Origin of the sequence: Ruminiclostridium herbifermentans, from assembly GCF_005473905.2 — a bacterium.
Taxonomy (GTDB): Bacteria; Bacillota; Clostridia; order Acetivibrionales; family DSM-1351; genus Ruminiclostridium; species Ruminiclostridium herbifermentans.
Genome location: NZ_CP061336.1, coordinates 475,151 through 498,568 on the forward strand (window position 1 = coordinate 475,151; position 23,418 = coordinate 498,568).

The window sequence follows — 23,418 nt, forward strand, 5'->3', positions numbered from 1 at the left end:
TGTTAAATAATACTAAAGTTAGAAAATTAAATAATAGAAACAGATTAATCTTCTTTCAATTTTTTATAATGTATTGTTATCAATATAAACTAACAATTAAATCACAAAAGGCAAAGTAGAATTTCATTTTTGTGACTAAAGTGATGAGAAAGGACTTGTAGTTATGAAAATAAAAAAGTATATATCCATGATATTGCTGATTTTAATACTTGCAAGTACAGCATCGTGTTCAGATAAGAATACTGAAACTAGTGGAACTAAAGATTCAAAAGCAGTAATAACAATGGATGTATTGAGTAATGACCGTTATATCCTTGCTGCTATTGGGCAATTCAATGAGGAACATAAAGATATAAGAATAGAATATGGCGATATAATTACATATAACGAGGAATATAAAAATAAGTACATAACGAGACTATCTGTAGGAGAAGGACCTGATATTATCAGAGTTGATAATGAACTAGGGTTGTTAACAGCTGTACATAAAACAGCTGATGCTGGGATATTTTATGACCTTAATGAGTTGATTAATAAGGATAACAGCTTCAACCTTTCAGATTATAACCAAAAGGTAATGAATAGCGGTGTAATTAATGGAAAGAGGTTTTTGATACCTCTACGCTATAACTTCAGTACATTTTTTGCTAAAAAAGGTGTCTTAAAGGAGAATGGCTTTACTACAGATGGAGAGAAATACACTCTTGAGAACTTTGCTGATGAAGTGTATGCATTTATGCAAAAAAATAAGGGTACTGGAAAGTACTTTATGACTCTTCATAATTTTACACTGAGTGATATTGTAAAAATAAGCGGACTAAGTCTTATTGATATAAATAAGAAGACTGCAAAATTGAATTCTGCGGAATTTGTAGATTTACTAAATATTTACAAAAAGCTACATTCAGTAGAGACAGAAATTTCTAAAGATATAAGGTATTACGTTAATACTGGAGATATTTTTGCTTGTACTGTAGAGTGTCCGGACTTTGACAACGGTAATTGCTTGATAATGAATAATATGGATTCAATATTTTGGTCAAGAGATAGAATCAATAAGGTAGCTAATACTTATATATTCCCTCAGTATACAAATAAAAAGAGTATTCTGTTAGAACCTATATTATATTTAGCAATTAATTCAAAATGCAAATATAAACAAGAGGCTTTTGAATTTATTAAGCTACTTCTTACGGAAGAATATCAGAAAGCAGATGATTTAAAAGGGTTTTACTCATTAGCCGTTAATAATAACGCTTATTTAAACAACGTAAATTTCTATATTAGCAACCTTGATAATGCCCAACCAATAGAGGGCGAATATGATGCAGAAAAAAGAAAGGAACAGGTTAGAGAACAGTACCAAGAAATACAAGAAATTAGTGTGTGTGATACTGTAGATGCTCAGGTTTATGATATTATCGACAGCGAGGCTAAGAATTTTATAGATGGGAAACGTAGTGCTGAGAAGACAGCAGAGATTATTCAAGACAAGGTTATGTTATATTTGAATGAATAAAATATGTAGAAAATAAAGCATTTGTGTATGATTTGAAGAGATAAATACTTTTAAATATAAACTCATTTTGTGTTAAATAATAAAATGCTATCCCAAAGGGGTTTGTAAATGGTTTCTATTCTTTACTCAAGCATTGTATAAAAATATTTCAAACATATTTTATAACTAGAAGTTTTCAAACATGCAGATAAATAGATTAGTTAATTACTTCAGAAAGCTAATTAATTATAAATAAGGAAAGAATGATAAGGAAAGATTGATACATATGAAACTTAAAACCAGACAATCAATAGCAGGCTTCGCATTTGCACTTCCTAGTTTATCAGGTTTTGCACTATTTTTTGCAATACCTTTTGTTATAAGCTTGTATTACTGCTTTACTGAGGGAGTAGGTGGGGCGAGGTTTGTTGGGCTAAAGAATTTTAATGACCTTTTGCATAGTGGTTCTTTTTTGTTAGCAGCAAAAAATACCCTTATATTTAATGCCATAAGTGTTCCGTTAATAATGGCACTTTCACTTATTTTTGCAATTCTGTTAAACAGACAAATAAAAGGGCTGTCCTTTTTCCGAAGTTCTTTCATACTGCCGATGGTAATACCTGCGGCATCTGTAATCCTTGTTTGGAATATTATGTTTAGCCAATATGGAGTGCTGAATAATCTTCTTAATACTTTCGGAATTACTAGCGATGTGGATTGGATTAGAAGCGACTGGTCTATGTGGATTCTGGTTCTGCTATACGTATGGAAAAACTGCGGCTACAATGTAATACTGCTTTTAGCTGGATTAAACAATATTCCTAAGGAGTATTATGAAGCAGCACGTATAGATGGGGCAAGAGCATTTGACTGCTTTACGAGAATTACTATACCATTTTTGATTCCTACTGGATTCTTTGTATTTATGATATCAATTGTAAATTCCTTCAAGGTATTCAGAGAAGCTTATTTATTGGCAGGAAGCTATCCTTCACTGAAAATATATATGCTTCAGCATTTTATGAATAATAATTTTATGAATCTATCCTATCAGAGACTTACTACTGCAGCCTTTCTTATGGCCATATTAGTGGCTTTGCTGGTTATGGTGCTTTACAAAGTAGAAGGAAGATTCGGAAGGGGTATATAGCTTTTGTGGATTTGAGCAATCCTTTGTACGAACAGAGTGTATTTTTGAACTGCAAAAGGATACAAGTGTATTTTTGTTATTTGTGCTGCCGATAATGTGGGTGAAATGGAAGCAAGCTTAAAATAAAAAATTAGAATGTAGCGATATCAATTTGAGAACAAATTAAGCGTGGAGGTTAGCTTAAAAGAATATGAATGTAGTTAAAAATAACTGCGTACCTTCACGATTTCCTTACTAAAATTTTGCATACAAAGTGAGCGTGAAGGTTAGTATGAGCAATACCGATAATAAAATTTATACAGTTGAGCCTGAATACAGCCGCAATAACCCTTTAAATACTGTAAATAAGACTGTTAGGGTATTAAATAAAAAGAAGCGTGTCACAGTACAAAGCATTGTAAAATATGTGGTGCTTATATGCATCGCTGCTGCTCTTTTGTTTCCTGTAATATATATGGTTACAAATTCCTTTATGTCAAACAGCGAGGTACTAAGAAATTACAATGTTATAAGCAGCGGGGGTATTGATAACACTGTAATTAATGATGAAGGAATTGAAGAAACAAAGCACACATATATTAGTTTCAAGCTAATACCTGATATGGTCAGTTTTATGCAGTATTATAATGTTCTTCTTAGAAAGCCAAAATTTCTTCTAATGTTTTGGAATTCTGTATTTCTCACTGTACCTATAGTTGTGGGACAAATAATAGTTGCAACCCTTGCTGCCTATGCATTTAGTAAGCTTAAATTTCCTTTTAGCGATAAGATTTTCTTTATATATATTATTGTTATGATGATGCCTTTTCAGGTAACTCTTGTTCCTAATTACATTGTTCTTAAAGAACTTAACCTGTTGGGGAGTTATTGGTCTATTATATTTCCGGGAACATTTGCTACATTTGGGGTATTTCTTCTCAGACAGTTTATGGTGTACATACCTGATGAATATTGTGAGTCGGCTAAAATAGATGGAGCTGGATATATGAGATCCTTTTTTAGTATCGTTCTCCCCCAATGCAAGGGAGCGCTGGCCTCTCTGGCAATTCTGGTTTTTATAGATAATTGGAACATGGTAGAGCAACCATTGATTTTTTTGGATAATGAAACAATGCATCCCCTCTCAATATTTCTTTCAAGGATAAATGAGCAGGAAATAGGAATTGCCTTTGCTTGTGGAATGTTATATATGATTCCTACACTTCTGGTGTTCCTATATGGTGAAAATTATTTTATAGAGGGAATTGAGATGTCAGGTGTAAAGTAGTTAGCTTTTAAGCTAATGGCATAAGTATTTGGTCAATAAAGCTTTGCATGTACAGCAATTAGTAGTTAATTGAGTTTTATAAAATAATGCGATAGCGTTTATAAATAGTGGGTTAAAAAGTAAATTATGACTAGCATAAGAATGTAAAAATAGGTACGTTTTGCTTTCGCGATTTTGTAGTTAATTCAGGAGGTTATAAAAATGGAAGCTATACAAACAGAGGCTCAAACTTATAAAAAGAAAAAACTGGTGAGAAATGCAGCAATAATATTTATAACTGTTGTTGTCTTACTGACATTTTTCTCAAAAACAATAAACAACTTTTTGCTTCCCGAGATTGAGATTACAAGTCCAAGAGCAGGAACTCTTACTAAGGAGATTACTGCTCAAGGAGAGGTTGTTCCATTAAATACTGAAACTATAAATGCATATGGAAATTGGAAAATTACAGATGTTAAAGTTAAAGAAGGCACAGAAGTAAAGAAAGGCGAAATACTAGCTACCATAGATGTAAGCGACATGAAGCTGGAAATAAAAAAAATGGAATTGAACCTGCTCAAAATGGAAAATTCTCTGAAATTATATCAGAACGGAACTCAAGCCATTGACCTTGAACAATACAGAGATGAGGTGCAATTGGCTCAAAATGAAGTAGACAAAGCACAGAAGAAATTAGAGGAGCAGAAGAAATTATTTTCACTTGATGCAGTGGCTCTTGAAAGTGTTAATGATGCAGAAGAGCAGCTAGATAAGGCAAAAAGGGAGTATGAGCAGAAACAGAAGCTACTAAAACAAAAAGAAGATGAAATCAAAAAGAATGGTGAGGACTATCAAACCATTATTAAAGAAAAACAAGCCGAACTTGAGTTATGTCGGATTGAACTGGAAACCATAAAGAAAAATTCTCCACAAGGAGGAACAATAAAGTCTCCTGTTGATGGTTTAATAAAGAGCTTATCCATTGAAAAGGGGTCTGTGGCAAATAGTGGGCAGACTTTATTTGAGATAATTAAAAGGGAAACTGATACATATATAAAATGGACACTAGATAGTAAGAGGGCTGGTGAGGTGGATAAAAGAGCCGAAGTTATGTTTTCCATAGCAGAACCTGAAAAGCTGGAGTTTAGCGGAGCCATTAAGGAAAAGAAATATTTGCTGAATGAAGGAACTTACCAATATCTAGCTGAAGTGAAAAAAGAGGGGCTAAATTTAGAAATAGGACAAAAGGTTGACGTACTTGTGAAAAAATCAAGTACACCTTATCCAAAGCTTGTACCTAATAGCAGTATTACAAAAGAAATCGGAAAGTCCTGCGTTTATGTGATGAAAACAAAGAACGGCATAATGGGTGAAGAAAGATATGTACAAAAGGTAGAAGTTACTGTGGATGAATCAGATAATTTTTATAGTGCAATATCAGGTGGAGGTCTTACTGAAGATGATAAAGTAGTTACCTTTAGCAGCAAACCATTATCTGACAAAATACAGGTTAAATTGAGGTGAGGCAATTGGGCATTAAAAAGCTGCAGAAATATTCTATTAAAAAATTAATTATCCTAATGTCATCACTCTTTTTTATGGTTATAAGTATAAATAGTATTTCTTTGAATATAAGATATACTTATAAAAATGACTATGCAAGCAGAATGGAAATAAACCTTAGAGGTAATTATGTTAACCAAAATAATTTGATTAAAGCAAGTGATATTGAAGACTTAGCGAAGTCATTTCCAAATGGCAGTATTTCATACATGACACAGTCTGATTCTATTATTGAGGCAAACCATGCCATTTTCCCTATAAAGGCTGTATTGTCGGCAGAAAATGCTGATAAATTTTTAGGTTTGGATATACTCAGAGGGTGTTTTATTAATAGTGAGCAATATCAATATGGCAATAAAGTGGCAGTTATAAGTGATACAATAGCATATAAGCTTTTTATGTCTCACAATGTAATTGGCAATGAAATATATATTTCTGATATAAAGTACAAAATAATAGGGGTGTACAAAAGTAAAAACTCCATTCTTTCTGTACTTGCTTCTGATGGAATTGAAAGAGTTTATATACCTTTTAAAAGTACGACAGATAATGCTTCTAAAATCCCGTATACTATTTTTATTAAAGATGAAAGTCTGAAAGAAAAGCCTTTTAGAGTTCATACATTGGAGGGTATAATTAAGGAGCGCCTAAGAAAAGAACCCAATATGTACAGAATTAATGACTTTTATGAAAGTTCAATTTACACGTCACAGCCATTTTTATTATTTATATTTTTAGTGGGAGTATTATTAATTTGTAAGGTTATTAAATATTTTATTAAATATTTAAAATTTGGCTTTTTGAATCTAAAAAGCGGATTAAGAAATAATTATTTAGTTGGAATTCTGTTTAAATGGAAACTGCCGATAATTATATATATTATCGGAACTGCACTTATACTTATTTTACTAGGAGAAATAGGCAAGAATATAACATTTAAAGGTGCAATACCTCCGGAATATATTCCGGTTGATAATATATTTGACTTCAAGTTTTATGCAAATAAGATAAGAGAGGCGATTTATGGTTTGAACAGCAATTTTGGGTATATACCTACACAACTGGAACTTTTTTTAAGATATAACCTTTTGGTTGTTTATATTTCAATACTGTTTTTGATTTTAAATTTTATTGCTGTGCTATCTGCTATAAAACTTGATAAACTAGTTTCTGGAACAATAACAAAACAAATGGCAGCATTAGCTGCTTCAGTGGTTATTGGTTTGGCTATTTCTTTTATCGCTTGCTTGTTATTTGGAATTAGCTATATTATTCCAATAAAAGAAATGTTAATTTTAATTGTTTTTTTGGATGTGACATTTATAAATGAAAATAATGTGGATGCTTTATCTGATAAACTCTATGCAAGATTGAATGGATAAGCAGCGCCTGCTTATCCCATTTATCTAAGTTCTGCTCGTGTCCCATATAAGCCGAGGGAAAAATAAAAGTACTGGCATACTGGCACTTCTGTAAAAGCTTATTTAAGTTGTATCTATGTACCAAATAAGCCGAGGGAAAAGTAAAAGTACTGGCATACTGGCACTTCTGTAAAAGCTTATCTAAGTTGTGCTCGTGCACCAAATAGGCCAAGGATTAATTAGTACACTGGCTTATTGGTACTCCACTAAAAGTTTATCTAAGTTATACCCGCGTCCCATATAAGCCAATGAAAAAATAAAAGTACTGGCATACTGGTACTTCTGTAAAAGCTTATTTAAGTTGTATCTATGTACTAAATAAGCCAATGAAAAAATAAAAGTACTGACATACTGGCACTTCTGTAAAAGCATATCTAAGTTGTGCTCGCGCACCATATATGCAAGAAAAAATTATGTCATTGGCTTACTGATACTCCCGCACAAACTTATCTAAATGGGCTGCTTCTAAGATATTTGTTGAATTTGTATTGGTTCATCCATAGTTAATTATGCCGCCTTACTACATATTTGTTGAATTAATCTTGTATTTTTTCAAAAATATTATCCAAAATAATAACGAAAAATATATTGGGACTGTTGCACAAACTATTATTTCTTGGTTTACAACAGCCACAAATTCTTTTATTTAGAAGAGGGAGGACTTAGATCATGGAAAAAAATAAGCAGCAACCTGACCAAAGAAAAGCAAGAGCCGAGACAAGTAACGGGAAAATTCCAAATCCAGGTCAGAATTCAAACACAGATAGCAATAAAAAACAAAAAGGCAAGGACAAATAATATATATTCACTATTTTGTTAACAAACTATTGATAGATTTGAACACTCATGAACCAAGCTAATTAAATTGGTCAATAGTAACTTTTGGCTAATGTCTTCGCGACGATATTAAGTCGTCTCTTTTGGTAAATTAAGTTTTTGATCTGTTTTGAACTTAGTTTGGGTTTGAACTAATTCTCTGATTAACTCAAAAAACAACTTTGTGCTATAATTTTGCTTTTTCAAGCAATAAAAAACTTACAAGTGTTTATTTGAGTGTATTGGTGGGAGTAATTTCAAACCCAGACTAAATCCAGGTATCAGCGCATATTTAGCAGACGGTTATTGACTTTACAAAGAGTGTCCCACTTTGAGAATAGAGAGTTAGGTCTGTTTTGTCAAATATAGACATAATAGTTTAATTATTAACATTTATTTGTAGCATATGGTTATTTGTGATTGACGAAATATGGCTAAAAGCATATAATTACAGGTGTATAATGCATTTTAAATGCTATTTTTTATGCAATTATAAGGCACTCTTTTATGCATTGCCTTTAGTTTTTGGCTTATATGATATGCTATATTATATGTTACCAAGGGGGATATGTACTTATGTTAAAGAAGTGGGTTAGTTTAATCTTGATAGTAATTATGTCAGTAACTATTTTGGGTACAGGCTGTTCCGATGACAAGGCTTCAAAAAACGACAAAGTTGAAACTACTGAAAATGCTTCAAATACCTCAGAAAATGATGAGAAGATTCTTAATGTATGCTACTTCTCGCCGCTATATGATTATTATTCATTAATTTTCCAAAATTATGGTCGTATTCATAGCGATATAAAACTTAAAGAAAAAGTATTAACAGTGGATGGCTTTGATTCTTTTCAAGAAACATTTCAGGCTGAACTTGCTGCTGGTAAAGGAGCAGACATTATATCACTTCCTATTTGGGGATTACCTAATAATTACAAGCTAATGCAGGACGAGGTGCTGTGTGATTTAAACCCTTTGATTTCTAATGATATTGAGCTAAAACTTCAAAATTACAATGAGATTGTTATGAATTCTGGTGTATATAACGGAAAAAGATATTTTATCCCTGTAGACTATTGCTTTAGCTATTTCTATACATATGATGCAGTATTAGGAGACTATAAAATAGATTCAACAAAATGGACTTGGGATGACATAGTTAAAGTTGCAAGAGAATACTCTGAAAATGAAAAAAGTATATGTAAATATTTCTTTGATTCTAAATTTAATTTCTTCGATTTGAAATATTCAGATAAAGCCTCTTATGTAGATTATAACAACAAAACTTCAAGCTTTAATTCTGAAAGATTTATAAAGTTATTACAAACATATAAAGAACTTCTGCCATATGTATGTCCATTTGAAGAAGAAAATCAAGTACTTAGTAATGAAGATAGATTGAAATTAAGTTTGCTTCACTCGGAAAATTATACGGGAATTGTAAAGAATACTACAGGCTATGTAAAAGTATTTGACCAAGATCCTGTTTATGTACCTTACCCTACTTATGATGGAGATAATAGTGTAAATGCTTTTGCAACAAATATTGTAGCCATAACTTCGAAATGTGAACTTAAGGAAGAAGCCTTTGATTTTATAAAGATAATGTTGTCAAAGACCTTGCAAGACGATGAGGTATTAAATGCTCCTGTAATGAATTCTGTATTTGAAGAACATGGTAATATTTTTAAATCTAGAACTAAATCAAAGAATTCAATTGTGGATATATTTGAAAAAGTTAATAGTTGCACTCTTGGTGATGGCAGCGTAGATGAGATAATCAAGGCTGAACTTCCAGATTTCGTTAGTGGTGTAAAAACTGCAGAGCAGACTGCACAGGCAATAGACGAAAAGGTAAAAGCTCTATTAAATGAGTAAACTTAGATATACTGTAGAAAAAAGACATTCATGCTATTTATTTTATAAAAATAAGAGCCGAAATCCATGTAAATATTGGATTCTCGGCTTTTGATTTGTCAATGTGTTTACCCCAAATGACATGTTATCTCCTGGATTTTTAAAATCATTCTTATGAATTATTTTCTGAATAAAATCTTTTGGTAAAGCTCTCATAAAAAAATCTCTTCTATAGTTAATACTTAACCAAAGAAGAGTATTTCTCTTGATTTATACACAAAATTTTTACAGCGTCGAGTCTCATAAAAAATAAGTTTTTTAACCAAACTAATTCAAGCAATTATTTTGGCAACAAACCATTGATAAGTTTGAACGCCGATAGATTTTGTGTGGGAAAGCTGAGCAATTTAATAAAGCTACTCATTTTTGAGTAGAGTTCTAAAGTATATTATATTTTTATCTGGATCATAAAAACTCATGTTTTTAGCTCCCCAAGGCCGTAATTTTGGTTTTTCTATGATTTCAACACCTAACCCAAGGAGTCTATTATATTCTGCATCAACATCATCAACAGTAAAAGCTAAGCACATATTTTGATTAGTGTTATTTTTATGTGTACCATCATTATAAATTGTTAGCATTGTTTCTTCTGAAATAATCGTTTGATGTATATTATCATTGCTTCCATTATCTACACCTAATAAAAGCTTATAAAAATCAGCTAATTTTTTAACATCATTTGTTAATAATCCTACTTCACCTATTTTCATAATAACCTCCAAGCCCCAATTAGAAAAAAATTATGTTAAACTATCAGTGAAAACCAACAAGTAGCAGCACCTTTTCAAATTAAAGTTATAACTATACCAATATGAAGTAAAATTACATAAAAGAATTTTAGTGTATTAATAAAAATGAAACTTCCCCAATCGCAATGACTGAGGAAGCTATGTAATAGTCCTTAATTCCTTAACAATTTTAGTATACTACAAATTATTATTTTTTTCTAGTATGAAATATAATATGTTAAATTAATATTTTAATAGATAAAATTGATAAAAATTCCGTGAAATTGATAAATTTCTGTGAAAATTTTCGTGATGATACAAAACACTATTTCAATGACACACTTTGATTGCCCTGCATATACTGAATTATAGGATGACTTAATTTGATAGAAAATGAGACTATATCAGATACATAGCTATTGAAGTAGGTCAATAATACAGAAAGTGAAGGGTGAGTACTATTGAGAATACATGTTGTTAAACCAGGAGAAAGCATATATTTAATTGCACAGCAGTATAGGGTTTCTCCTCAAAAAATTATTTCAGATAATGAACTTGAAAACCCTGAACAGCTTGTAATTGGGCAAACACTTGTAATCCTTGAGGGCAATCGAAGTCACAGGGTTGCTTCAGGTGAGACACTATATTCTATTTCAAGAGATTATAAATTAACCGTGGATGAGTTGCTCAACGCAAACCCTCAAATATCAAATCCTTCAATGATTTTTGTTGGGCAAATTATAACGATTCCTCCAAAGACCATAAATTTTGGTTCCATTGAAGTTAATGGATATGCATTTCCCAACATAGATATGGAGGTTCTCAGAAAAACTCTTCCATCTCTAACATACCTCAGTATATTTAGTTATCAGGTAAAGCCTGATGGCTCATTAACTACGATACAAGATACTCCACTAATAAATGCTGCTAGAAATGCTGGTGTTGCACCGCTAATGGTAATAACCAATATTAAAGAAGGCGGAAGCTTCGATAGTGATTTAGCACATACTATATTGACTAATACTTCGGTTCAGAATAATCTTATAGCAAATATAACAAAAACATTAAAAGATAAGTCCTACTATGGTCTTGATATAGATTTTGAGTATATATATGCTTATGATAGAGATAATTACAATAATTTTCTAAGAAGAATTACCGCAGTTCTTAGACCTTTAGGCTATACTGTGACTACTGCTGTTGCTCCAAAGATATCGGCAGACCAGCTGGGAGTTCTTTATCAGGCTCATGATTATCCTATACATGGCGCGCTTGTTGACCATGTAATTATTATGACATACGAATGGGGATTTACCTATGGACCACCTATGGCAGTAGCTCCAATAAACCAAGTTAGAAGAGTAATAAATTATGCAGTAACTGCAATTCCGCGTAACAAGATATTTATGGGAATACCTAATTATGGTTATGATTGGACTTTGCCATACAAGCCAGGTACAGCTGCCAGAGCACTATCCAATCCAGGTGCTGTTCAGTTGGCATATGAAGTAGGAGCAAATATACAATTTGACCCTGTATCTCAGTCGCCATTTTTTAAGTACTATGATTCCTCAGGAAGACAGCATGAGGTCTGGTTTGAGGATGCAAGAAGCATATTGGCAAAATTAGAACTGGCAAATGAATATAGACTCGGAGGCATCAGCTATTGGACTATAGGAAGGTATTTCCCGCAGAATTGGCTGATTTTAAACTCAGTTTTTAAGGTTAAAAAGGTTTAAAAATAAAAAAAGCAACTTTAGCACATAAAATTTTATCTGTGATTGGAGATATATAAATAAAAGGATGCAGCAAAGTAATACTATAGTTGTATTATTTGAGGCATCCTTGTTATATTTTTAAAAAAATATCTTTTCTTGATTAAAAATGCGAAATTGTATTTCAAATATTTATATTTAAATGCTTGATAATAAAACTATTTGTGATAAAATAGTCCTGTCAAATTTTCTTTTGTAGAGCTTGCTTTTGATTTATCTGCTAAATTTATCTAGTTAATACCAATTGAATAGATTATTTGAAAGGATAATATTAAAGTGCAAGAGATTAATTTAGGAGGGGAAGTATGAATTTTTTAGAAAAAAAATTTCAACTCAGTCAGCATGGTACAAATGTTAAAACTGAAATAGTTGCTGGTTTAACAACATTTTTTACTATGGCGTACATAATTTTTTTAAATCCATCTATTTTGGGACAAACTGGTATGCCAATGGGTGGAGTTTATGTAGCAACAATCCTTGCAGCAATAATAGGTACTTTGATTATGGGGTTGGTTGCAAATGTTCCTTATGCTCAGGCTCCTGGTATGGGTCTGAATGCATTTTTCACCTTTACAGTTGTTATTGGATTAGGGTATAGTTGGCAGCAAGCGTTAGCAATGGTATTTATTTGCGGTATTATTAATATTGTTATCACAGTAACTCAAGTAAGAAAAATGATTATCAAAGCAATTCCTGAATCTCTTCAATTAGCTATTGGCGGTGGTATTGGACTTTTCATAGCATACATAGGATTTAAAAATGCCGGATTCCTCAAGTTTACTACTGAAGGAAAAGCTAATGCTCCTTTATTATCTATGTTTGGTACAGAACCTGATGCTATAACTATTGTAGCAGATGGTGCAAATGTTGTGCCTGCATTTGTAAATTTTGCAGCACCTGCAGCACAGCTTGCATTGATTGGACTTGTTATAACTGCGGTTTTGATGATTCTAAAGGTTAAGGGTTCAATTCTTATTGGTATAATAGCAACTACATTGATTGGTATACCAATGGGAGTTACTGATATAAGTACATCCACTCCTTATAGTGTTACAGATATTTCTCAAACAGCATTTCAATTAGATTTTTCAGGTCTTTTCGCTGATCCTAAGTTGATTCCTATTGTTCTTGTAACTATATTGTCTTTCACTTTATCAGATACTTTTGATACAATTGGAACATTTATCGGAACTGGCAGAAAGAGCGGCATATTTGATGACCGAGATGAAGCAGAGTTATTTTCTGGAAAAGGCTTCAAATCTAAAATGGACAAGGCTTTATTTGCCGATGCAACAGCAACTTCTATTGGTGCACTTTTAGGTACATCAAATACAACAACGTATGTTGAAAGTGCTGCAGGTATTGGTGCGGGCGGAAAAACTGGTCTTACCTCAGTAGTAACAGCCGTACTTTTTGCTGCTTGTCTTTTGTTTGCACCTGTAGCAGGAATTGTTCCAGCTGCAGCAACTGCTCCTGCGCTAATTATTGTAGGTATTCTAATGATGAGTTCTTTTGCTAAAATCAGATGGGATGATTTTGACGAAGCTCTTTCAGCATTTTTCACTGCAGTAGTTATGACATATGCATACAGTATTTCAAGTGGTATATCCGCAGGATTTATATTCTATGTAATAGTTAAGATATGCAAGGGCAAGGCTAAAGAGGTTCATCCTATTATGTATATAGTAACAAGCTTATTCATAATAAATTATATAGTTGCCGCAGTAATGAAATTATAAAATTTTATGATTATTTGCGCTTTGTAAGTTTAGTTAAAGTAGTCTGCAAATTAAGCAATTACTTGCTAAATAAGTAAGAAATTTATTAATAATATGAAACTTTAAAGTAAAATAAAATAATTTAGGCTGGCTCAGTAGAGTCAGCCTTTTTAAATTATGGGCCTTAGTCTGTTGAGTATGTCGGAGTTTATTAACCGAGAAACGGAGACATGAGAAATAATTATTTTTGTACAAACCAGTACTATGTAGGTTTAATAGCACTATGAACGGCTAATGCATGATTGCTATTCCACACTAAAAAAATAATCATCTATGCTTTCCATTAAGTCGTTTGCAATTTTATCAACCTTATTAAAATCCATAGCATCTATGTAAATGCTTTCAAGTTCATCATGTAATTTTTTTGCATTAGCAAGCTGTGTTATTCCATTGCTTACAGCTAACTTATAACGACTAATTATCGAGTCTAATTCTTCTTTATACTTTTCATCAGTTCCTGGATTAATAGCTAAAGCATATACGTCAACTATTTCATCGGATGATCTATCTGGGAAGTATTCATGAGGTGGGGTACTGTCGAATATAGCAATGTCTAACTCTCTTACAATTACCATATCTAGACTGTTAGGGTCAAAGCCGCAGTGGTAAATTTCTACATCAAAGCCTTTTCCTTCTGCGGCTTGGGCAATTTTTTTGAGCATGGTGGATTTTCCTGAACCGGGACGCCCTTTAATGAAATATCTTTTTTCAATGCATTCAGTCAGATTCATTACAAAGTCAACAGAACCTTCTGGTGTAGCTCCACCAAAAAATCTGTTTTTTACACTGCCTTGTTTATCAGAACTTTTATCATTAAAAAATTTTGAAATTAAAGAATTTGTAATGTCATTTAATTTATTGAAATCAATATTGTCAATATAAATCTTTTCCCACTCGTCATGAATACTTAAACCGTTTCTAAAGTGCTCATACGCACTTGCATAACATGAAGCTATTTTATTTTTTATTTTTAATATTTCATTTTTTTGTGGTGCAAGTTTTTTACTATCCCAGGCTGCTCCAAGATTTACATAATCCTCTATTGCCCCAGGTGCTTTTGGCTCAATAATATGGGGTGCTGTACCATCAACGACACCGATGCTAAGAGTTGGTATTATCACTCCATCAATAGAATGGTTATCAGAAGAACAGTGTATGTATTCTATATCGAAACCTCTATTGTACCATTCGTTGCCTATGTTTTTCATAAGAGTTGATTTGCCCGTTCCAGGTCCACCCTTTAGGATGTATAACTTATCAAGTCCTTTGATATTATCATCGAAAAAGCTAATAAAACCACGGGCTGAATTGGCACATGCGTAATAGTTAATAATCTTTGCAGACAAAAGGATTCCACCTTCCTAAATATTTGTTCATTATATAGTTTATGCAATAAAAATAATAATGATAACATTGTTAGGCATTTCATGTGGGAATGCTATCTTAATAGACGGTATTAGTTGAGTAGTTTAACGTAGTCACAAATAGGGTTGTTGAAGCTTTTAAAGATGATTGTTTTAATGATTAATTTGCTGCATAAAGCCTGCTTAGTTATATGCCTATAATTTAATAAATAGACCCAATAAATAGTGGCTGAAAATACCTATATAAATACCATTAAAATAATAAATAAATAAAACCTGTGCTTAATTTGTAGTTAAATTGTGGCATGTATAAGTTATCATTGTTTATTGTATACAAAAATGTACATGCAACTTCTTCGATATAAAAATGTCTTTTTTTGCAAAAAACACATATATTGTATGTAATAAAGTACAACGCAAAATTGATAAAAATGTTTGATATAAGAGAATGTAAGGAATTTTATGAGAAATAAATTTATGTATAAATATATGTGCATGAAGCTGGGAAGTTGATAACTTGCAAAAAATACAAAAAAAATTAATAAATAATATTAAAAGAGTTGTTGAAATTTATGGTTTAGTATGGTAACATTGTTAGTGAAAAAATTAACTAAATCTATTGCTTACATAAATTGCTGAATAGTACAGTGATAATCACAAATACTACTCATTGATAGCAGTATATTTATATAAATTGAAGGGAGAATAATAATGACTACAAATGTAAAATTGCAAGCGTGGGTTAAAGAAATGGCTGACATGTGTCAACCAGATCAAATTTATTGGTGTGATGGTTCTCAAGAAGAGAATGACCGTTTAATACAGGAATTGGTTGATGCGGGATTAGCTAAACCATTAAACCCTGAGAAGCGTCCTGGATGTTATGCTTTTAACAGTGATCCTTCAGACGTTGCTCGTGTTGAAGACAGAACATATATTGCTTCAAAGACTAAAGAAGCAGCAGGACCAACTAACAACTGGATTAATCCAGATGAATTGAAAGAAACAATGAAGGGTCTTTACAAAGGCTGTATGAAGGGTAGAACAATGTATGTTATACCATTCTCAATGGGACCAATAGGATCAGAAATATCAAAAATAGGTGTTGAACTTACTGATAGCGCATACGTTGTAATCAACATGCGTATAATGACTCGTATTGGTACTAAAGTTTTAGAGGCTCTTGGTGATGGAGATTTTGTTCCATGTTTACATTCTGTAGGAGCTCCTTTAGCTGAAGGCGAAAAAGATACAAAATGGCCATGTGCTCCAATCGAAAAGAAATACATCAGTCACTTCCCAGAAGAAAGAACTATATGGTCATATGGTTCAGGATACGGCGGAAATGCATTATTAGGTAAAAAATGTTTTGCTCTTCGTATAGCATCAGCTATAGCTCGTGATGAGGGATGGTTAGCTGAACATATGCTTATTCTAAAAATAACTAGCCCTAAGGGTGACGTTAAATATATCTGTGGTGCTTTCCCAAGTGCTTGCGGAAAGACTAACCTTGCAATGCTTGTTCCAACAATTCCAGGTTGGAAGGTTGAAACTATCGGTGATGATATCGCTTGGATGAAGTATGGTAAAGATGGCAGATTGTATGCTATCAACCCAGAGGCTGGTTTCTTCGGAGTTGCTCCAGGTACATCATTAGATTCAAACCCAAATGCTATGCACAGTATTGAAAAGAATACTATATTCACAAATGTTGGTATTACAGATGACAAAGATGTATGGTGGGAAGGTATCGGATACGATGCTCCAGATCATCTCATTGACTGGAAAAACAACGATTGGACTCCAGCATCAGGAACTCCTGCTGCTCATCCAAATGCTCGTTTTACAGCCCCAGCTTCACAGTGTCCTGTTATAGCTCCTGAGTGGGAAGATCCTGCTGGTGTTCCTATATCAGCTATATTGATAGGAGGACGTCGTCCAAGTACTATTCCTTTGGTACATGAAAGCTTTGATTGGAAACATGGTGTATTTATGGGTTCAATCATGGGTTCAGAAATAACAGCTGCTGCTATCTCTGACAAGATTGGTCAAGTTCGTCGTGACCCATTCGCGATGTTACCATTTATCGGTTACAATGTAGGTGATTACTTACAACACTGGTTGGATGTTGGAGCTGCTTCAACTGAAGACAAATTACCAAAAATATTCTATGTAAACTGGTTCCGTAAGGATAAAGATGGTAAATGGTTATGGCCAGGTTACGGTGAAAACAGCCGTGTTCTTAAGTGGATTTGCGAGAGAGTATCAGGAGAAGGAAAAGCAGTTAAAACTCCTATCGGATACATGCCAACTGCAGATGCTATTGATACTGAAGGTCTTAACGTATCAGCTGAAGATATGGCTGAACTTCTCAAAGTTAACAAAGAAGAATGGCTAAAAGAAGTTGAATCAATAAAGGCTCACTATGACAACTATGGTTGCATGCCACAAGAATTAAAGAATCAACTTGCAGCTCTTGAAGAAAGATTAAAAGCAGAATAATATTAATGTGCCTATTTAATTAGGTGCTATCATAGAACTATATGAACTGACCCCCATAAGTTAGAACTGAGAGAGAATCTAACTTGTGGGTGGTCAGTTTTTGGTTATATGCACAAATCTCCCACAAATAAGCCGGAATGAGCCATAAGGCTTTACTTAAAATATGGCTCTAAGTCAATAGTTAGGGTGGTCTGTAAACTAAAATTTTTTGGTTATGTGTCAATAGCTGGAGAATTGGTTGCGTATATTAGATTTCTGCCGTTTTGCATCGAGTACTGTTCTATATCAATAGATAGGACGCTATATTTATATTTTATTTGAGAACCAACTGCTTAAAATATGATTGATGCTCTGCCTGTTTGAGTATGTAGAATTCTCAGTCAGAAGCTATCAAAGTTCCGATACCCATATGAAATACGCTTAATAACCTTGTGTTTATTAATATTGGTTTTTTGTCAATAGTTGTGATAAAACTGCAAACAGAATTTTTGAGGGACGGCCGCTTTTGGCGGTTTCCTTTATGTTGACAACGACTAAAGAATGGCTATAGAATAGTAACAAAAATAATTGTACTCAATAACAATAAAATAGGTAACAATTAAATAATTAACAATAAAGTAATGCTGCATTAATAAATTACAGAAAGAGGATATTCAAACATGAAGGCATTAATAACAGGAGCTAGTTCGGGAATAGGGCGTGATATTTCCATAATATTAAGTAAAAAAGGTTACGATTTAATTTTAGTAGCACGCAGACAAGAAAGATTAGAAGAACTTAAATCCACATTGGATACAGAAGTTCAGACAATTTGCCTTGACTTGTCTAAAGAAGAATCCTGTTTTGAGCTATATGATCAAGTTAAAAATGAAGATATAGATGTTTTGATAAACAATGCAGGTTTTGGTATATTTGGGATATTTGATAGTATTGATATACAAGATGAGTTAAGATTGATTGATACGAATATAAAGGCTGTTCATATTTTGACTAAGCTATTTTTAGTGGATTTTAAAAGAAAAAATTCAGGTTATATTTTAAACGTTGCATCATCAGCAGGTTTTTTGCCGGGACCATTGCTGTCTAGCTATTATGCATCTAAGGCATATGTGCTTAGGCTAACACAAGCTATTTATGAGGAGCTTCGCAGAGAAGGAAGCAGTGTATATGTGGGTTCACTATGTCCTGGACCTGTTGATACAGAATTTAATCAAACAGCAAATGTTAAAATGAGCCTAAAAGGATTGACAAGCCAATACGTTGCAGAATATGCAATAAAGCAAATGTTCAAAAGAAAATTAACAATTATTCCAGGCAAGAAAATGAAGTTGGCAGTCTTTTTTCAAAAATTTTTACCAGAAAAATTATTGCTAAAAATATCATATCACATGCAAAAGAAAAAGGAAGGTTAAAGGATAAATTTGATAATTATTTCTTAAAAGACAGATTATAATAGAGTGATATAGTTGTATGAATTATATGGTAATAATTGCTATTTGAATGATTTATACGAAATCCTTTAAAAAGTAAGTATAAATTTTATTAATTTTTTATAAACTTTTCTTAATTATTGATTTAATATCTTAATAAAATCTAATTTAATTATTAAATAAAAATAATTATATCTAGTGATTAGTCTCAAATATTCTAAACTATAATAATCGACAAAATAATATATATATTGACAAAAATCGAGGAATAATGCATAATTTCATTATTGACAGAATTTATTCGCAAGTTTAAAAAATCAAAAGACCTTGCTGGCTGTACACTTTTGGGAGACGGAAGTATCAGTTTGATTCTCGATAGTTCAAGATTATTGGAACTAATAGAACATTTACACGAATACGCTGGTACTGTGTACCAATATAAGCCAAATCACCAAGTGGCTTTGTGTTTTGCTCATACAGTCCTTTACCAGCATTATTAATAGTACTAATTTTTGATATACCATATATTCCTAAAGCTCCAGCAATTATTGCAACTATTAAAAAGCTTATTAAGAGTTTTGTAGCAATCTTTAGATTATTACATATACCGATAAAATAGATTCTTATTATACTGACATTGATAATTATATTGCGGAATTTATTAAAGATGGGATTACAAATGAGGATGAAAAGGCCAAGATAAATAATCTCAAAGCACTAATTGAACAAGAAAGACCATTAAATGATAAAGTTGTAAAATTGGCATTGGCAGGTCAGAGTGAACAAGCATTAGATATCTTGAATGATGAAATTAGGCCTATTGGTGTAGAAGTTGCAAAACAAATAAGTGAACTTTTAGATTATAATGTTGCAGTTGCTACAGAAACAGCAATTAGTAATAGTGAACAAGCACAAAGATCGACTATAGTAATGATGTTACTTGTAATCATGGCTATCCTTTTATCAATTTTACTTGGAATCTTTATATCAAGAATAATTAGTAATCCTATTAAAAAAATAACATCGGCTGCTGAGAGATTGGCTTTAGGAGATATAAATATTACAAAAACAGTATATCAAAAGGATGAAATAGGTCAGCTTGCAGAATCTATGCATAAGATGGCGAATACCATTCGTGAACAGGCTTTAGTAGCTGAAAGGATAGCTGATGGTGACCTAACTGTTGAAGTTAATATAAAATCAGAAGATGACCTTCTTGGAAAGAAGTTAGCTCAGATGGTACAGAGTAATAATGAAGTTTTATCTAACATAGCTTATGCCGCAGATCAGGTTGCTGCTGGTTCAAAACAGATATCCGACTCTAGTATTGCTCTATCACAAGGTGCTACTGAGCAGGCAAGTTCCGTAGAGGAATTGACTGCTTCTCTTGAAGAAATATCGTCACAAACTAAACTAAACGCTGAAAATGCAAATCAGGCAAACGAACTTGCCGAAATAGCTAAGTTAAATGCTATACAGGGTAATTCTCATATGAATAGTATGCTAAAAGCGATGGAAGATATAAACGAGTCTTCTTCAAACATCTCAAAGATAATAAAAGTTATTGATGATATTGCTTTCCAGACCAACATGCTTGCACTAAACGCTGCAGTTGAAGCTGCAAGGGCAGGACAGCATGGAAAGGGTTTTGCTGTAGTAGCAGAGGAAGTTAAAAATCTTGCAGCACGTTCTGCAAATGCTGCTAAAGAGACTACAGATATGATTGAGAGCTCCATCAAAAAGTCTGAAGAAGGAACAAAAATTGCGAAAGAGACTGCGGAAGCTCTTGATAAAATTGTTAATGAAATTGAAAAAGTGGCCAATATAGTAAATGACATTAATATTGCTTCAAATGAGCAGGCTCTTGGTATAGAACAGATTAATCAGGGAATTATGCAGGTATCACAAGTTGTACAGACTAACTCAGCGACTTCTGAGGAAAGTGCGGCAGCTAGTGAAGAACTTTCAAGTCAAGCTTCAGCTATGCAAAGCATGGTTGCCAAATTCAAACTAAAGAATAACACAAAAAATTATGCAAAGTTTGATGACTTGAGTCCTGAAGTATTAAAAATGTTAGATGATATGTCAGGGAAACGAAAAGCAAGTATAGGTGAATCAAACGATAATATTGAAGAGAAAGTAACTAAAAATACAAAAATTGTATTAAGTGATAATGAGTTTGGAAAATATTAAAAAGGTTTGTATATAGGAACTGTTATAATATTATTTTGCTTTAGAATATTGAACCAATATTTTAAAGCAATCATACCATAATCTTTGGTAAATACTATTATAATAGTTCCTCCCTTTTGAAGGGGGTGTGTGGTAATTGCTAACAATTACAGATAAGGAATTTAAGCAGTTAGCAGCTTATATTAAGGAAAACTATGGTATAAATTTAAGAGAAGAGAAAAAAGCTTTAGTGTCAGGAAGACTTCAAAATGTGCTTACTAATAATAATTTTAGCAATTACTCTGATTATGTTAAGTACATACTTGAAGATAAAACTGGGACTGCAGCAGCTACATTGGTTAATAAAATAACTACTAATCTTACTTTTTTTATGAGAGAAGCTGATCATTTTTCATATTTTAAGGCTAAGGTTCTTCCCTACATTAAAACTACAGGAAAAGATAAGGATATTAGGATATGGAGTGCAGGTTGTTCCTCGGGTGAAGAACCTTATACACTGGCGATGCTTATAGATGAGTTTTTTGGAAAAGAAAAAGCCCTCTGGGATTCTAAAATATTGGCTACTGATATTTCGGATAAAGTGCTTGATATTGCAAAAAAAGGAATATACAGCAATGAAGGGATTGAAAGGCTCCCTTCTTCATGGAAGTTTAATTACTTTTATAAAATTGACAATGAAAGGTTTGCCCTTTTAGATAGAATAAAAAAAGAAGTAATATTTAGAAAATTTAATCTTATGGATGAAATTTTTCCTTTCAAGCGAAAGTTTCAAGTGATATTCTGTAGGAATGTAATGATCTATTTTGATGAACAAACAAAGCGTAGGTTAGTTGATAAATTTTATGATTCAATGGAATATGGAGGTTTTTTATTCATAGGACATTCAGAATCTCTTAATCGACAAGAGACAAGGTTCAAATATGTAATGCCTGCAATTTATAGAAAGGAATAATGAAAATAAAATATCTAAATTGGTTACGGAGGTAATCAAATGCAAGTTGCAAAGAAAGTCCGCGTCTTAGTTGTAGATGATAGCTATTTGTTTAGGGAAGTGCTGTCTAGAGGGATTTCTACTGATCCTTATATTGAAGTTGTAGCAGTAGCTGTTGACCCATTTGATGCCAGAGATAAAATTCTAAAATATAAGCCAGATGTAATGACTTGTGATATTGAACTGCCAAAAATGAATGGTATAGAGTTTATTAGAAGACTTATTCCTCAGTATCCTATACCTGTCATTGTGGTAAGCAGTGTAAGTGATATTGTTTTTGAAGCTATGAGTGCAGGGGCAATTGATTTTGTTGCTAAACCTGACGTTCAGTCAGTAATAAGTGTTAAAGAATTTTTAAGTGATTTAATATTCAAAATTAAGATTGCTGCCAAGGCAAAAATTGGGGAACTGCAGTGTTCAAATATGGAGAATTTTGTACAAGAAAAAAACACTAATGCAGATAAAATTATAGCAATTGGAGCTTCCACTGGAGGTACAGAAGCTCTTTATCATATTTTAAAGGTTATGCCTCCTACTACACCGGGTATAGTTATTGTACAGCATATACCTCCTGTTTTCTCAAGCATGTTTGCAGAAAGGTTGGACAAACAGACACAATTGTATGTTAAGGAAGCAGAGGATGGTGATTGTATTGAGCAGGGTAAAGTAATTATCGCTCCTGGGAATCAACATATAAAGATTGTTATGATTGGTAAGAGATATGCCATAAGGTATTGCGGTGCTGACAAAGTAAATGGACATTGTCCTTCGGTAGATGTCCTTTTTGAGTCTGTAGCAAAAACTGCAGGTAAAAATGCTATTGGAGTAATATTAACAGGGATGGGCTATGACGGAGCAAAGGGTATGCTTGCAATGAGAAGAAAGGGTGCAAGGACAATAGGGCAGGATGAAAAATCTTCAGTAGTTTACGGAATGCCGAAGGTAGCATTTGATATTGGAGCTGTAGAGAAACAGACTTCTTTGGAAAACATTCCTAATGTCATTTTTTCAATGCTAAAATAGGCTTAATATTGTAACATAGCCTT

Annotated in this window: 17 protein-coding genes; 14 read left to right on the plus strand and 3 right to left on the minus strand. The window is 32.6% G+C overall.

The genetic code is table 11. From position 1 onward, the window contains the following. Positions 1-163 precede the first annotated feature (163 nt). The 7 genes from EHE19_RS02015 (at position 164) to EHE19_RS02040 (ending at position 9,572) form a co-directional block, all read left to right on the plus strand. Entirely contained in the window at positions 164-1,519 is a 1,356-nt protein-coding gene (locus EHE19_RS02015; RefSeq protein WP_137697684.1) for an ABC transporter substrate-binding protein, read from the plus strand. 265 nt (positions 1,520-1,784) lie between these two features. Further along, a complete protein-coding gene (locus EHE19_RS02020; RefSeq protein ID WP_137697685.1) occupies positions 1,785-2,648 on the plus strand; it encodes a carbohydrate ABC transporter permease in 864 nt (287 codons plus the stop codon). A gap of 271 nt (positions 2,649-2,919) precedes the next feature. Then, complete coding sequence (locus tag EHE19_RS02025; RefSeq protein ID WP_137697686.1) at positions 2,920-3,915, plus strand: carbohydrate ABC transporter permease; 996 nt, start codon at positions 2,920-2,922, stop codon at positions 3,913-3,915. Between the two features lie 201 nt (positions 3,916-4,116). Then, positions 4,117-5,418, plus strand: a complete 1,302-nt coding sequence (locus tag EHE19_RS02030) for an efflux RND transporter periplasmic adaptor subunit (protein ID WP_137697687.1) — start codon at positions 4,117-4,119, stop codon at positions 5,416-5,418. Positions 5,419-5,423: 5 nt separating this feature from the next. After that, on the plus strand, positions 5,424-6,839 hold the full coding sequence (locus EHE19_RS02035) for an ABC transporter permease (RefSeq protein ID WP_137697688.1): 1,416 nt from the start codon (positions 5,424-5,426) through the stop codon (positions 6,837-6,839). 708 nt (positions 6,840-7,547) lie between these two features. Beyond that, a complete protein-coding gene (locus tag EHE19_RS19905; protein WP_280513959.1) occupies positions 7,548-7,676 on the plus strand; it encodes a hypothetical protein in 129 nt (42 codons plus the stop codon). A 594-nt stretch (positions 7,677-8,270) separates the two neighbouring features. Then, positions 8,271-9,572, plus strand: coding sequence for an ABC transporter substrate-binding protein (locus EHE19_RS02040; RefSeq protein ID WP_171003575.1), 1,302 nt, complete (start codon positions 8,271-8,273; stop codon positions 9,570-9,572). A gap of 395 nt (positions 9,573-9,967) precedes the next feature. Here EHE19_RS02040 and EHE19_RS02045 read toward each other — a convergent pair whose 3' ends face one another. Continuing rightward, the gene (locus tag EHE19_RS02045; protein ID WP_137697690.1) at positions 9,968-10,321 is read right to left on the minus strand and encodes a VOC family protein; all 354 of its coding nucleotides are present in this window, start codon (positions 10,319-10,321) and stop codon (positions 9,968-9,970) included. Positions 10,322-10,800: 479 nt separating this feature from the next. On the opposite strand from EHE19_RS02045, the gene EHE19_RS02050 reads away from it, so the two are divergent. Then, positions 10,801-12,078 carry a LysM peptidoglycan-binding domain-containing protein gene (locus tag EHE19_RS02050; protein ID WP_137697691.1) on the plus strand — a complete coding sequence of 426 codons (1,278 nt, stop codon included), beginning with the start codon at positions 10,801-10,803 and terminating at the stop codon, positions 12,076-12,078. A 341-nt stretch (positions 12,079-12,419) separates the two neighbouring features. Continuing rightward, the gene (locus EHE19_RS02055; RefSeq protein ID WP_137697692.1) at positions 12,420-13,853 is read left to right on the plus strand and encodes an NCS2 family permease; all 1,434 of its coding nucleotides are present in this window, start codon (positions 12,420-12,422) and stop codon (positions 13,851-13,853) included. Between the two features lie 284 nt (positions 13,854-14,137). On the opposite strand, the gene EHE19_RS02060 is transcribed toward EHE19_RS02055, so the two are convergent. Next, positions 14,138-15,238 (minus strand): PRK06851 family protein, encoded by a 1,101-nt coding sequence (locus tag EHE19_RS02060; RefSeq protein WP_137697693.1) that lies wholly within the window; start codon positions 15,236-15,238, stop codon positions 14,138-14,140. A gap of 729 nt (positions 15,239-15,967) precedes the next feature. Between EHE19_RS02060 and EHE19_RS02065 the strand changes: the two genes are divergently transcribed. Both EHE19_RS02065 and EHE19_RS02070 read left to right on the plus strand, forming a co-directional pair. After that, entirely contained in the window at positions 15,968-17,758 is a 1,791-nt protein-coding gene (locus EHE19_RS02065; protein ID WP_137697694.1) for a phosphoenolpyruvate carboxykinase (GTP), read from the plus strand. 659 nt (positions 17,759-18,417) lie between these two features. After that, a complete protein-coding gene (locus EHE19_RS02070) occupies positions 18,418-19,170 on the plus strand; it encodes an SDR family NAD(P)-dependent oxidoreductase (RefSeq protein ID WP_137697695.1) in 753 nt (250 codons plus the stop codon). Between the two features lie 378 nt (positions 19,171-19,548). On the opposite strand, the gene EHE19_RS20110 is transcribed toward EHE19_RS02070, so the two are convergent. After that, positions 19,549-19,896 (minus strand): MCP four helix bundle domain-containing protein, encoded by a 348-nt coding sequence (locus tag EHE19_RS20110; protein WP_137697802.1) that lies wholly within the window; start codon positions 19,894-19,896, stop codon positions 19,549-19,551. Here EHE19_RS20110 and EHE19_RS02080 point away from each other — a divergent pair. The 3 genes from EHE19_RS02080 to EHE19_RS02090 all read left to right on the plus strand — a co-directional run bounded on the left by EHE19_RS02080 (position 19,804) and on the right by EHE19_RS02090 (position 23,395). Then, complete coding sequence (locus EHE19_RS02080) at positions 19,804-21,381, plus strand: methyl-accepting chemotaxis protein (protein ID WP_280513970.1); 1,578 nt, start codon at positions 19,804-19,806, stop codon at positions 21,379-21,381. The two genes, EHE19_RS20110 and EHE19_RS02080, sit on opposite strands and share 93 nt — an antisense overlap. A gap of 136 nt (positions 21,382-21,517) precedes the next feature. Then, entirely contained in the window at positions 21,518-22,333 is an 816-nt protein-coding gene (locus tag EHE19_RS02085; RefSeq protein WP_137697697.1) for a CheR family methyltransferase, read from the plus strand. Positions 22,334-22,372: 39 nt separating this feature from the next. Next, on the plus strand, positions 22,373-23,395 hold the full coding sequence (locus EHE19_RS02090; RefSeq protein ID WP_137697698.1) for a protein-glutamate methylesterase/protein-glutamine glutaminase: 1,023 nt from the start codon (positions 22,373-22,375) through the stop codon (positions 23,393-23,395). The last annotated feature ends 23 nt before the right edge of the window (positions 23,396-23,418 follow it).